This window comes from Pantoea sp. Mb-10 (genome assembly GCF_021272205.1).
In the GTDB taxonomy this organism is placed as follows: domain Bacteria; phylum Pseudomonadota; class Gammaproteobacteria; order Enterobacterales; family Enterobacteriaceae; genus Pantoea.
This window is the reverse complement of sequence record NZ_JAJSDX010000006.1, coordinates 314,541-327,324: the sequence shown is the minus strand read 5'-3', so window position 1 is coordinate 327,324 and position 12,784 is coordinate 314,541. Positions and strand designations below refer to the sequence as shown.

At 55.3% G+C, this 12,784-nt stretch carries 9 protein-coding genes and 1 pseudogene; 4 read left to right on the top strand and 6 right to left on the bottom strand.

The genetic code is table 11. The annotated features are described in order from the left end of the window. Positions 1–13: 13 nt before the first annotated feature. Complete coding sequence (locus LU196_RS14770; RefSeq protein ID WP_232760528.1) at positions 14–949, top strand: cytochrome d ubiquinol oxidase subunit II; 936 nt, start codon at positions 14–16, stop codon at positions 947–949. A 169-nt stretch (positions 950–1,118) separates the two neighbouring features. Here LU196_RS14770 and LU196_RS14765 read toward each other — a convergent pair whose 3' ends face one another. The 3 genes from LU196_RS14765 to LU196_RS14755 all read right to left on the bottom strand — a co-directional run bounded on the left by LU196_RS14765 (position 1,119) and on the right by LU196_RS14755 (position 4,796). After that, positions 1,119–1,298 (bottom strand): general stress protein, encoded by a 180-nt coding sequence (locus LU196_RS14765; RefSeq protein WP_232760526.1) that lies wholly within the window; start codon positions 1,296–1,298, stop codon positions 1,119–1,121. 233 nt (positions 1,299–1,531) lie between these two features. Continuing rightward, positions 1,532–2,641 carry an ABC transporter substrate-binding protein gene (locus tag LU196_RS14760; protein WP_370641004.1) on the bottom strand — a complete coding sequence of 370 codons (1,110 nt, stop codon included), beginning with the start codon at positions 2,639–2,641 and terminating at the stop codon, positions 1,532–1,534. 34 nt (positions 2,642–2,675) lie between these two features. Then, a complete protein-coding gene (locus LU196_RS14755) occupies positions 2,676–4,796 on the bottom strand; it encodes a TonB-dependent siderophore receptor (RefSeq protein WP_232760523.1) in 2,121 nt (706 codons plus the stop codon). Positions 4,797–5,177: 381 nt separating this feature from the next. On the opposite strand from LU196_RS14755, the gene LU196_RS14750 reads away from it, so the two are divergent. Beyond that, positions 5,178–6,059, top strand: a complete 882-nt coding sequence (locus tag LU196_RS14750; protein ID WP_232760521.1) for a MurR/RpiR family transcriptional regulator — start codon at positions 5,178–5,180, stop codon at positions 6,057–6,059. Positions 6,060–6,235: 176 nt separating this feature from the next. Continuing rightward, a pseudogene (locus tag LU196_RS14745) lies at positions 6,236–7,146 on the top strand (alpha/beta fold hydrolase). Between the two features lie 11 nt (positions 7,147–7,157). Here LU196_RS14745 and LU196_RS14740 read toward each other — a convergent pair. Together LU196_RS14740 and LU196_RS14735 are read right to left on the bottom strand one after the other, a co-directional pair. Beyond that, positions 7,158–8,345, bottom strand: coding sequence for an amidohydrolase (locus tag LU196_RS14740; protein WP_232760519.1), 1,188 nt, complete (start codon positions 8,343–8,345; stop codon positions 7,158–7,160). A gap of 247 nt (positions 8,346–8,592) precedes the next feature. Next, entirely contained in the window at positions 8,593–8,994 is a 402-nt protein-coding gene (locus LU196_RS14735; protein ID WP_232760517.1) for an H-NS family nucleoid-associated regulatory protein, read from the bottom strand. A gap of 596 nt (positions 8,995–9,590) precedes the next feature. Between LU196_RS14735 and fhuE the strand changes: the two genes are divergently transcribed. Further along, positions 9,591–11,762 (top strand): ferric-rhodotorulic acid/ferric-coprogen receptor FhuE, encoded by a 2,172-nt coding sequence (gene fhuE, locus LU196_RS14730; RefSeq protein WP_232760516.1) that lies wholly within the window; start codon positions 9,591–9,593, stop codon positions 11,760–11,762. A 45-nt stretch (positions 11,763–11,807) separates the two neighbouring features. Here fhuE and LU196_RS14725 read toward each other — a convergent pair whose 3' ends face one another. Then, complete coding sequence (locus LU196_RS14725) at positions 11,808–12,710, bottom strand: nickel/cobalt transporter (protein WP_232760514.1); 903 nt, start codon at positions 12,708–12,710, stop codon at positions 11,808–11,810. Positions 12,711–12,784: the final 74 nt, after the last annotated feature.

Here is a 12,784-nt window from a genome sequence, read left to right as displayed (position 1 = left end):
GGAAGGGAATGTGATGGCCGATCTCTCTGCTGTGCTGTTGTTATTTGCCCTGTTCATGTACCTGGCGTTAGATGGCACCGACCTCGGCGTCGGGATGTTATTCAGCGTTTTTCCCGATGCGCAGGTGCGAAAATGGATGGTGCACACCCTGCTGCCGGTATGGGATGCCAACGAAACCTGGCTGGTGCTGCTGGCGGGCGGCATGCTGGCGCTCTTTCCGCCGCTGTATAGCGAGGTGTTGCAGCGTCTGATGGTACCGCTGTTTTTGTTTTTACTGCTGCTGTTCACGCGCGCGCTGGCGCTCTCTTACCGCGCGCAAGTCGGTGAGCGCGGCCAACGCTGGCTCGATCGCTTATTGATGCTGAGTTCGCTTGGAGCCTCTTTTCTGCCTGGCTGGCTGGCCGGCCAGGTGCTGATTTCTCGTCCGCCAGTGGGTATCGTACTGGATACGTCGTTAGTGCCGGTGCTCTGTGGCGCGGGCTTGGTGGCGCTGGATCTACTCATGGGATGCTGCTGGATGTGCTGGCGTATCGGCAAGCCGATAGAAGAGCGGGCGCGCCTTATCGCTGGGTTTTGGTGGATAGTGATGATCGCATGCCTGCTGGGCGTTATTTTGCTGGAGCCTACGCTGTGGCGCATCAGTGCCCAGCGCTGGCCGGGAATGATTGCGCTCTGCGCCGTCACGGGCCTGCTGATCGCGCAAGGCCTCGCGCTGTGGCGGGAAGCGATGGTCATGGCGTTGATGCTAAGCTTGGCGCTGATTGGCGGCATGATGGTCGCACTCGCCGCCGGTCTGTATCCCTGGCTGCTGCCGGAACAGCTGGCAATGGATTCTGCGGCGTCAAATCCCGTCACGCAACGCGTTGTTGTTATAGCGATGCTGATCTTGTTGCCGCTCATTATTATTTATCATACGTGGTCATTTTGGATTTTTAAACGTAAGGAATAAATTACGCGTCTGGGGAATATTTATTTGTAGGAGAAGGGTGCCAGAAATATTTTTCAATAAGAAAGCGGGGAGGGAGAGTTTAGTAAATAGAGACAATAAAGTTTGCTGATAAAAATAACAGCTTGACCGGGCGTCCCTGCCCATCGGTTACGCCAGTGCGCGACGCAGATTAAGATCCGCGATGGCTACTGGAACCACCTTTTTTTCCAGCTTCAGAGGCTTTCTCACGGTCGTTTTTGAAGTTTCCGCCGCCGCCATTGCTGCTGTGCTGCCCACCTTTTTTACCTGCTTCAGACGCTTTCTGTTTGTCTTCTGCGAAGTTACCTGATCCGCCTCTATGCTCGGCCATAATATGTCCTCATTATGCGATATCAATATTTTACGCACTGTTTTTCTGCGCGTATCGTGTGCTGCATGATTAAGATTAGTGGCAGAGTTAATAATAACAAGCCATGCGGTGCTTATTTTTTCTCATTATTTTATGTGCAAACAGAATATATCAGAACAAGAGTGACTTACCGCTTTTTATTGATTAGCTTGCTGGCAATAACCGGAGCGGTTAGCGCTCCGGTTATTGATGAATTACTTGGCGGGCACGGTAAGGAAATAGGTGCCGCTATAAGGTATAGGCAGAAAGGTGTCAAAAATGTGCCTAAGCGTCTGTTCAGGATCCACATCCTTGAAGAGTTCGGGATAGAGCGTTTTGGCCATAAACTCCACGGCGGCTATGTGCCATGGGCTCAGGTAAAAATTCATCCAGATAGCGCCGGCGTGCCCCTTCTGCAGCGCGTCGAGACTGCGCAGGCCGTTCTGCTGCGCCGTAAGCTGGCGAAAGCTTTGCAACACTACCTCAGGCGCCACTTCCGGGCCGAGCTTGAGCAAACCTTCTGCCGCATTGTCGCTGAAGCCGGTGGCAAAGTAGTAATCCGGCTGCGCAGCAATCACCGCCTCTTCGCTCAAGCGGCCAAATACGCCGTGCTGGGTCGCACTGGCAATATTGTTCCCGCCCGCTGCATTCAATAGCTCACCTAAGCTTCCATTAATGGCCGTGACGCAACACTCGTTACGCCGTCCCAGATGCAACTGTAACAGCACTGACGGTTTCGGGCCCGAATAGTGCGCCAGACGCTGTACGACAGTTTGCAGATGGGCGCTGTAAAAACGGTTGAAAGCGTCGGCGCGCGCCTGCTGATTCAGCACCTCGCCCAGAATCGCGACGCTGCGGCGGGTGTTCTTGAGCAGATGAACGCGTAAATCGATTTTTACCACCGGAATCCCGGCGGCTTTGAGGATGCTGAGCAAGCGGCGATCGTCTTCGTCGTAGCGGGCCAGACTCGGCAGGATCACCACATCCGGGCGCAGCGCCAAAACCTGCTCTGGGTTAACCGCGCTGGGGCCGCCCGCGCCCAGCGAAGGAATAGCAGACATGTGTGGGAAACGGCGGGCAAAGCTATCCCAAGTCTGACGGTCGTATTTCTTCAAATCTTGGGGCCAGCCCACGACATGGCGAAACGGATCGTTGGGCTCAAGCAGCGCCAGGGTGTAAAGCATACGGCTTTCGCCCAGTACAATACGCTGTGGCTGGTCTGGGATCACCACCGGATTGCCATCGATATCGGTCACGGTTTTCGCCTGCGCTGTGCCGCTGAGCAGTACGGCAACGCAAACGATAATGCGTACCCACATTGTCATTCGGGCAGAGCGGGATACGCGCGGCCTCATTACATTAGAATTCAACGCTGGCCTCGACCATGACATTACGGGTTTCGCCCTCACGCACGCGCAAGTTGCCGCCGCTGGAGGTGTAATAGTGCTTGTTAAACAGGTTATTCAAATTGAGTTTAAGCTGCGTTTTCTCACCCAGCACCCGGCTATTCCAGGCGATAAAGCTGTCGGCCACCACGTAATGCGGTAGGGTAAAACTGTTTTCTGGATCGCCCGCGCGGGTACCTACATAGCGGGCACCGCCGCCTAAACGGATGTCGCCGGGTAGCCCATTAATGCGCAAGGTATGGCTTAGGTAGAGCGCGCCCGCGTGGCGTGGCGCGTTCTGCAGACGGTTGCCGTTGTTGGCCGCGTTGACGCCATCATCAACGATCTCGGCCAGGCTGTAACTGTAATTGGCGCTCACATCCCAATCCGGCAGCACTTCTCCGTTGAGCTCAAATTCGGCGCCGCTGGCGCGTGCTTTGTTAATGGCGCGCGTGGTGCCGTTGATGTTGAGCGACATGTCTCGCTCATCAATGCGGTAGAGCGCCACGCTGGCAAACAGCGCAGGCGTAACCTGCCATTTGCTGCCCACTTCCCATGTCGTGCCCTGTTCGGGTTTACCCACGTTGCCGCTGTCGTCCATCTCGGTTGAGGGGGTGAAAGACTGACTCACGCTGGTGTACAAAGAGACCGTGGGGAACATTTTGTAGATCAAGCCCGCCTGTGGCAGAAACGTGTTGCCCGCACTGTCCAGCGTTTGTACCACCGGATCTACGCCCTTTGAGGCGCGCTGCTCGTGATGTTGATAACGCCCCCCGAGCACCGCGATCCAGTCATTGGTAAGGGAAATGCTGTCTTTGGCATACACCGAACGGCTGTGTATACGGTTAAGATTGTTAGCGTTGGCGCGGTTCTCTGTGCTGCCGTTGGTGACAGGAAACGCGATACCGTACTGCGGATCGAAGAAGTTAAAGCCAGTGTTCGCCTTGCCTTGGTATTGCTGGGCGCGATAGGTCTGATTCATCTCGTAATCGGTCCCCAACACCAGGTTGTGCGTCATGCCGGCCAGCTGTGGCGAGCCGATGACATCCCAGGCAACGTATTCGGTTTTGTGGTTGAATCCGCGGTTGGCATCGGCGCGACGTGTGACAACACCGGTAGTGGGATTCACCGCCGTCACGCGGACTTCATTGTTGTCATAGCGACGCTGATTCCAGCCAAAGCTCAGGCGCGTGCTCCAGCTGTCATTAAATTGCCAGTCATAGTGCGCGTTCAGGGTTTGGTTATGGCCCCAGGCGTGATTAGCGTTGTCATCCAGGCGCTGAGTGTAACCGATGTTGATGGGCTTGCCGTTGATAAACGCGGTGCCGCGATCGTAGGGAATATCGTAATGCTCATCGGTAAAGCTAACGAGGAAGCTAGCCTGTTCACCAAACCACTGCAGTGACGGCGCGAGCAGCGTGTGTTTCTCGCGGCCAAAATTGCGCCAATAATCTTGATTCTGCTTTTCAGCAATCAGGCGAAACGAAAAACCATTGCCAAGCGGGCCGGTCACGTCCAGCGTGCCCGCGCCGCCGCCTTCCCCTGCAGCGCGCGCGCTGAGTCGGGTATGCCAGTCGTACTGGGGCTTTTTACTGATAATATTGATCACGCCGCCGGGGTTTTGAATGCCGTAGAGCAGCGAAGCCGATCCTTTTAATACCTCGACCCGATCGGTGGTGGCATCCACGTTAAGACCCTGGCTGCTGCGCACGCCGTCGCGGTAAATGGACCCGTCCGCGTTGCTGCCAAAGCCGCGGCGTACCAGACCATCCTCTGTCCCGGCCAGCGTATTGCCTTCGGCCACGCCGCTGACAAAACGCATGGCTTCACTGAGCGTTGAGACCTGATAGTCCGCCAACTGCTGCGGTGTGACCACGCTTACCGACTGGGCTTCGTCCAGACGTGCGGTAGGGGTTTTGCTTGCCACGCTGCTGCTGGTGGCCTGATAACCATTCTTCTCACTTTCTGCTGCAGTGACCGTGAGCGTATCCGTGGACGTCGCGGCCTGGACGGCACATGTGCTCAGTCCATAAAGGGCGGCGAGCAGAGTTGGAGGGCAAGACAATATAAAGGGCAGAGGCCGCTTGTGGCGCATGTTCGTCAACCTGGTGTTCATTCCGCAAAGATGTCGTCCGTGACGCAAAAATCACGTTACCGCCGTTTTGCGGCAGTGGCGTGACGTTAAGTCGCTGCGGGAAAGAAGAATCACCCGCATTGATGTAATTGAGAATCATTCAAACATGAATAATTGTAGTAGTAAAATAAATTAAGCAGTGCTTTACTACAGCCCTCCGGTCAGGGCTTTAACGAAGTTAATTATATTAATGTATTGATTATTAATCATTTAATTTAAAATCGATGTTAACTGACGATAACGTAACAATGCACCTAACTGTTCCCTTTACGTTATTAAGGCTTTATTCACTACATTTTGGGTGTGCGTACGGCGTACGCGATTGAGGAGCCATACCCCGCTATGCGAAAAACTCACGCGCGTGCCGACATTCTCGGCGAACGCTATCGGGCACGTGCTGGCGCACTGTCAGCCAGCCTGCAGAAAGTCGCGCGTTACCTCCATGAGAACCGCGAGGCGGTAGTAGAGGCAACCGCGCTGGATATTGCCGCTGCAACGGGCACCTCGGATGCCACCGTCATCCGCACGATTCAGGTATTGGGATTTGCCGGACTGCGCGATCTCAAAGCCACGCTAACGGCGTGGTTTGGCCCGGCGTTAAACGCCGAAGAAAAAATGCGTGCCACTGTCGATACGCTCGCCTGCGATATCGATTCCAGCCTTGACTTCGTGGTGCAAGGCCACCAGCGCGCCTGCACAACGCTCTCCGCACCCTCGAATCGGCAGGCGCTGGCAGAAGCGGTAGCGCTGTTAGTGGATGCGCGTCAGGTTGCCCTGTTTGGCATAAACGCCTCCGGCATACTCGCTGAGTACAGCGCCCGATTGTTCACGCGCATTGGCGTGCCTGCGGTCGCGCTGAACCGCAGCGGGATTGCGCTGGCCGAGCGACTGATCGCGCTGCAGCGTGGGGATGTACTGATCATGATGGCGCAGAAATCCGCGCATCGTGAAGGCATGACCACGCTGAAGGAGGCGAAACGCCTAGGCATTCCCGTGATCTTATTGACCCAGGCTCTGGATTCCGCGTTTGCTCAGCAGGCCGACGTGGTGATCAATGTTCCACGCGGCGGCGAGGGCGGCTTAGTGCCGTTGCACGGTACGGTGCTGGTGTGCCTCGAAATGTTAATCCTCTCGGTCGCCTCGGCCCGCTCAGCACGCACGGTGAAAACCATGAAGCGTATTCACGATCTTAATCGTGCGCTCAAACCGTCGGGCAAAAAATAGGGCGCTGGCGCGAAGCAAGACGTTGCTTTCTTATTCCGCGTTGCAGTAGGATTTAGGAAACGATCGATTCCTTTATTTCATCTCCTGCTCCCGCCGCGCTAACGTCACCCTAAAGGTGACGCAATAAGGTGGGCCAATTTAGGAATCGATCATTTTCTAAATATCGGAGCCCCCTTATGCCCGCATTGTCGCTTGCCTCATCGCGCTGGTCACAGCCGGTAGATTGTCTTGATGGTTTTTTCCACAGCTATGCCACGGTTGACGGGGTCAGGCTGCACTACGTCAGCGGGGGAAATCCGCAGGCCGAAACGCTGGTGCTGCTGGCGGGATTTCCGCAAAGCTGGTACGCCTGGCATAAAGTTATGGCGCAGTTAGCCAAACATTTTTTTATTATCGCGCCGGATTTACCTGGGCAGGGCGATTCCGATAAGCCGCTGATGGGCTACGACACCGCTGCGCTGGCGGAAAAGGCGCAAGGTTTACTGATGCAGTTGGGCGTGACGCGCTACTATCTGGCCGCGCACGACATCGGTGCCTGGGTTGCGTGGCCTTATGCACTTCGCTACAGCGACCAAATCCTTAAAATGGCGCTTCTGGATGCAGGTATCCCCGGTGTGACCCTGCCCGATATGCTGCCAGCCTCACCTGATAAAGCCTGGAAAACCTGGCACTTCGCGTTTCATCTGATCCCGGATCTGCCTGAGGCGCTGATAGAAGGACGTGAATCCACCTATCTGGAATGGTTTTTACGGCGTAAAACCGCGAGTCCAATGGCGTTCAGCGAGGACGATCTGCGGGAGTACGTGCGCTTAATGCAGCAGCCGGGGGCGCTGCGCGCCGGTATGTCGCCGTACCGTCAGGCCAGCATGTCGGCGGCACAAAATCGCGCACTGTTGCAGGAAAAGGCAAACTGCGCGTGCCGCTGCTGGCGGTCAGCGCCGATCAAGGCTCCATTCCCGATATGGCGGCACCGCTGCGTGACTATGCCGAGTCTGTGCAGGGCGTTACGCTGGCGCACTGCGGACACTTTATCCCTGAAGAACAACCGCAGGCGCTGGCCGACGCCCTTAACGCCTTTTTCCGCTAAAGTCTCAACCGTCAACGCGTCGTCACCTGGCACTCATGAGCTGCATGCGTGACGGCGTCACCTAAATGCGTCAGTGCCGTGACGGCCAGATCCGCCAGATAACGCGCCGTGGGCAGGAGCACATCGTCATTAACGCGAAAAGCGGGATGGTGCAAGGCAAATGGCTCGCCAGTGCCTACCATCACAAACGCCCCCGGGATCTGCTGCTGATAGAAAGCGAAATCTTCGCCGATGGGGCTAGGCTCAACAACGCGTGCCTCGAAACCACTGGCCGCGGCCTGCTGTAGCGCAAGTGTCGTTAATTCAGGATCGTTGACTACCGAGGGCGGCCCGGCGTGCCAGTTGAATGTCACGTTGGCATCAAAAGCTGCACCAATACCCAAAGCAATTTCGCGCAAACGCTGCGCCAGACGTTCACGCATTTCAGACGAGAATGTGCGTATCGTGCCCTCAATCCAGGCACTGTCTGGAATGACATTCCAGGTGCTGCCGCTGTGTACCTGCGTGATGGATACCACGGCATTTTCGTTGGAGGGCGTATTACGGCTAATCAGCGTTTGTGCTGCGGAGATAATCTGCGCGGCGATCACAATAGGGTCGTTGCCGCAGTGCGGTTTTGCCGCGTGGCTTCCGGTGCCGGTTATCGTGATATCAAAACAATCAACCGCAGCGGTCAGCGCACCCGCTTTACTGCCGACCACGCCAGGCGGCAAGGTGGGATCGTTATGCAAGCCAAAAATGGCGCGGGCATGTTCCACCGCGCCGCTGGCGAGGATGGCGAGTGCGCCTCTGGCGGTCTCTTCCGCCGGTTGGAAAAGAATGCGCACGCGGCCCGGCAGCGACGCCTCTTGCTGTTTTAACAACACCGCCGCACCCAGCGCCGCTGCGCTATGAAAATCATGGCCGCAGGCATGCATGACGCCAGGTCGTGCGGAACGAAACGCGATGTCGGCCTGTTCTTCGATGGGCAGGGCGTCAATATCCGCGCGTAACACCACCAGTGGCGCGCCAGGTGAACCTATTTCTGCTACTACGCCCGTCTCCAGCGGCAGATCAAGCACCCGAACTCCATGACGCACCAGCTGCTGGCGAATGCGCGCGGTAGTCTCAAACTCCTGGTGCGACAACTCGGGAAAACGATGCAACTCGTGGCGAAAGGCCCGCAGCCACAATCCAAATGCCGGTTCTTCATCGTGCATCACTTATTCTCCTCACGTGATCGCCGTGTAAATAACGGATGCTCAGCGTAGCAGTAAAGCATCACACACAATATGTGAATACCGTCTTAACTTGGTCAAATGCGTGAAAAGGATCGCTCTGGTTAAATGGCGCGCGCACGACGTAAACCTGATAAGGTTGGCAAAGGAAAGCGTGGCAAGGCAGATTTAGAATACGCGGCTAGACGTAAGGAAATTACCGGCGGGTCTTATTACCCACCGGAAATGATTAGATCAGGAAATCATCCAATACGCTACCCGCTTCGATCGCGGCTTTAATCGGCGATGGGGTGCGTCCCTGTCCGGTCCAGAATTTTTCATGACCGTTTTCATCAAGGAATTTATACTTTGCTGGACGAGGTGCACGGCGATTTTTCGGCTTAGGTTCAACCGACTGCAATTGCGCAAAATCGCTAATATCAATGCCATCATTGAGCAGCATCTCTTTATAAAGTGCTAATTTTTCTTCTTTTTCCCGCAGCGCGGCATGTTCCGCCTCTGCTTCTTCCCGACGCTCTGCGACGACCACGGCGAACTTTTCCAGCATTTCGTTTAATACCGCAACGTCAATATTACGCGCGTGCGCACGCAGCGTGCGGAGATTGTTCAATGCTTTTAGTGCATCGCTCATGAATAACCCTTAATACTTTTACCACTTAAAAGAAGCGGCGCATTCTACGGCAAATTTTTTAAAATGGAAATATGTTCGCTTGAACAGAATTGTCCGTAAATAATCGTGATGCGTTTATTCATTAATAACGCGTCGTTGAGACAATTCTTATCTGCTGAGAGGGGCATGACGCAGAATATTGGCTGAGCATTCTGCTAATGGGGTTAAAATATATTCGTAGAATGCAATCCGCTCGGTGCGATCTGTTCCACGTCACCTCATCTAAATGCTCAGTGTGAGCGAAAAACGTATTTGAACCTTTATCTGAAACCGTATGACCTTGAGCGTTTCATGATTATTACGTCGAAATTTTCGCCATAACGTTTCAAAAAAACGGGCACGAGCTGTGCGCTTGGGCACGCTTACGAACTGAAATATATGACGTTTTATTGGAACAGGATTATGTCAGAAAGCGTAACAAATTCTTGCAATGTAAATCTTAATGCGTATATTTCTCATTTGCTTTACCGGTTAAGGCTGGCTGAAGCGACGCGTTGAATCTGGGAACGCGCTACGCCTCCCCAATAAAAAAAATGAAAACCTCGTAAGGAAAAGCTATGTCTTATCAAGAAGCGCGCGTCGCCAGCGCATGGCAGAGCGGGCTAGGCCTCTCTGCGCTGGCAATGGTGGTGGCCGCCGGTATTGCCCAAGCCGCAGAGCCGTCACAGGCCGAGCAGACGTTAACCGTCGAGGGCAGCGAGCAATCATCGCAGCCTGAGCAAGATTACAGCGTGCCAGTGACTCGGGCTGGGACGAAAATGTTGCTGACCGCGCGCGATATTCCTCAGTCGGTCACACTCGTCAGCAAGCAGCGTATGGACGATCAGCAGCTTCAGTCATTAAATGACGTGTTGCAAAATACCACTGGCATCCACGGCATCAGCGCAGATATGGACCGCACTAACTACTATGCGCGCGGTTTCCTTATCGACAACTACATGATCGATGGCATTCCCACGACCTTTGCTTCGCGATGGAATTTAGGCGACGCCCAGAGCGATATGGCGCTGTATGAGCGTGTTGAAGTGGTGCGCGGTGCGACCGGTTTGTTAACAGGGCCAGGCAATCCCTCGGCGGCGATCAATATGGTGCGCAAGCATGCGGACAGCAAAGTGGCAACCGGCGAATTGCAAGCCAGCTACGGCAGCTGGGATAAGCAGCGCTATGTGGCCGATTTGTCTGCACCTCTCACGCCGGAAGGCACGGTGCGCGGGCGCATCGTGGCCGGTTATGAAGACAAAAATAGCTTTATTGAGCGCTACGGTTTCGAGAAGAAATTTATCTATGGCGTGGTCGATGCCGATCTTACCGAGCGCACCACGCTTTCTGTGGGCTATGAGTTCAGCCAGGTCAACACGGATTCTCCCATGTGGGCAGGTACGCCACGCTGGTATACCTCCGGGGCGCAAACCCAATTAAGACGCGGCTACAATACGGCGCCGGAATGGGCTTATAACGACAAAGAGAACCGCAAACTTTTTGCCAATCTGCAACACAACTTCGAAAACGGCTGGAATCTCACGCTCAACGGTACGCACAACGAGATGCTGCTGGACAGTAAGCAGCTCTATCTGGACGGCTACTTTGATCGCACAACCGGCCTCGGTTCGTCGTCCTATGCTAACTATCCGGTTATTGGCGGTACCGGTTACAACACCGGCAAGCGAAAAGTGGATGCGCTTGATGCATTCGCCAGCGGTCCGTATGAATTATTGGGACGCCAGCATGAACTCATGATCGGTGCCAATTACAGCCGGCAGGACAATCGTTATTACAGCGCATGGGCCAATATCACGGCAGAAGAGTTAGGTAATTTCAACGACTTCAACGGCACTTTCCCCGAGACGGTGTGGAGCCCGCGCGAGCCTGCGGCGGATACGCAGCGTGTTCGTCAGAAGTCGGCCTATGTCGCCACGCGCCTCTCCCTTGCCGACCCGCTGCATGTGATTTTGGGCGCGCGTTATACGAACTGGCAACGTCAAACCCTCAATGCCGAGGTCGAGAAGAACAACACTACGCCGTACGGCGGCATTATTTGGGATTTTTACGATAACTGGTCGGCCTATGCCAGTTACACGTCGGTGTTCCAGCCTCAGGATAAGCAGTCGGCATCAGGCCGTTTCCTGTCGCCGGTTATCGGCAAAAACTATGAAGCTGGCGTGAAATCGGACTGGTTCAACAGCCGTCTGACCACTTCGCTTTCCGTGTTCCGCGCTGAATTGGACAACGTGGGCGTGGCCACCGGCCAGGTGGTAAACAATATCTCCGTGTATGAGGGCAAAAGCGGTGTTGTCAGCCGTGGCGTGGAGTTCGAAGTGAACGGCGCAATCACCGATAATTGGCAGCTGACTTTTGGCGGGACCACCTATCTGGCGCAGGATCGCAACGGGGATACGTTGGAAACCCAACTGCCGCGCACGTCGTTCAACCTCTTCACACGCTATCGCCTGCCGATGCACGACAAACTGACGCTGGGCGGTGGCATTAATTGGCAGTCGAAAACCTACAAGGACATTGGTGCCCCCGACGGCAATGGCACGTGGCGTGCCCGCCAGGGCAGCTATGCGCGTGTCGACCTGTTCGCCCGCTACGCGCTCACCGACAACCTCAGCCTGCAGGCCAATCTGAACAACCTGTTGGATAAAGCCTACGATGAAAACACGGGCGAAGGCGGCATCGTTTATGGCGAGCCGCGTAATGTTTCAGTGACCGCCAGCTACCGCTTCTAAGCGCGCACGCGCGGGGCGCACAGCGTGCGCCCCGACTGCGCTGCGCTAACAGCCCGCCGCAATATAATCGCCGTTGGGGCTTACGGGCACCACGGTTAAAAACAGCACCAGCGCAAACAGCATAAGCAGTACGCCACCTACCACGCGCAGGCAGGTTAAGGTCTTTTGCACCTTAGGCGAAGTGTCGCTTAACCAAAGCTCCCCGGCGCGCTGCCGGAAATGGCGCACAAACCAGGCTAACGTCACAAGGGTGATGCCGGTTCCACACGCCATGGTCATGACGGCAAAGACGCCCCAGCGGGTGATGCCAATGACGCTGGCAAACAGCAATACCGTCAGGGCGCCGCTGCAGGGGCGCACGCCGGTGGCAATAATAATCCCTAGCCAGGTTCGCCATGAATCGTTAAGTGACGCCGTCACGCCATGCGAATGACCACAATGGCCATGATCGTGATGCTGATGCATAGGCGCGCGTAGAGCATTTATGATCATCATCACGCCCAAGGTGGCAATAAAGAGGGCACTGGCTTTTTCCAGATACCAGCGGCTCTGACTGAGATCGCCGGTCGTCAGGTTGAAACCGATCGCCAGAATGAATACAAACGCGATGGCGCTTACCCCCTGAAGTAAACTGCCCAGCAGCGGGACGCACAGCGCGATGCCGCGCGGCGGTTGATGGGTGCTCAGCCAGCTGGAGACGATAAATTTACCGTGCCCTGGCCCAACGGCATGCAGAATACCGTAGATAAATGTCACCCCCGCCAGCCATCCGCCTGCGGCCAGTTGGCCGCTGTTGAGTTGCAGCAGATGCGTGACCAGCAAACGGTGCAGCTGAATTTGAACCTGCAGCGCACACGCGAGGAAAGCGCTCCCGTTGGTCAACAGCAGAAAAACTGCAATAACCAGCGCGCCCAGCAGCACAGAAAAGCGACGTTTAACGTGAGTCATGAATAAGAGTCGTGAGGGGGAAAGCCTTAGCATGCGGAAATTTACGGGGAAGTAAAGCGGTGGCTGAAAACATC

Excerpts from the sequence above, each read along its gene's own strand:
- LU196_RS14770 (WP_232760528.1), top strand. The coding sequence starts at position 14 with ATGGCCGATCTCTCTGCTGTGCTGTTGTTATTTGCCCTGTTCATGTAC.
- LU196_RS14765 (WP_232760526.1), bottom strand. The coding sequence starts at position 1,298 with ATGGCCGAGCATAGAGGCGGATCAGGTAACTTCGCAGAAGACAAACAG.
- LU196_RS14760 (WP_370641004.1), bottom strand. The coding sequence starts at position 2,641 with ATGACAATGTGGGTACGCATTATCGTTTGCGTTGCCGTACTGCTCAGC.
- LU196_RS14755 (WP_232760523.1), bottom strand. The coding sequence starts at position 4,796 with ATGCGCCACAAGCGGCCTCTGCCCTTTATATTGTCTTGCCCTCCAACT.
- LU196_RS14750 (WP_232760521.1), top strand. The coding sequence starts at position 5,178 with ATGCGAAAAACTCACGCGCGTGCCGACATTCTCGGCGAACGCTATCGG.
- LU196_RS14740 (WP_232760519.1), bottom strand. The coding sequence starts at position 8,345 with ATGCACGATGAAGAACCGGCATTTGGATTGTGGCTGCGGGCCTTTCGC.
- LU196_RS14735 (WP_232760517.1), bottom strand. The coding sequence starts at position 8,994 with ATGAGCGATGCACTAAAAGCATTGAACAATCTCCGCACGCTGCGTGCG.
- fhuE (WP_232760516.1), top strand. The coding sequence starts at position 9,591 with ATGTCTTATCAAGAAGCGCGCGTCGCCAGCGCATGGCAGAGCGGGCTA.
- LU196_RS14725 (WP_232760514.1), bottom strand. The coding sequence starts at position 12,710 with ATGACTCACGTTAAACGTCGCTTTTCTGTGCTGCTGGGCGCGCTGGTT.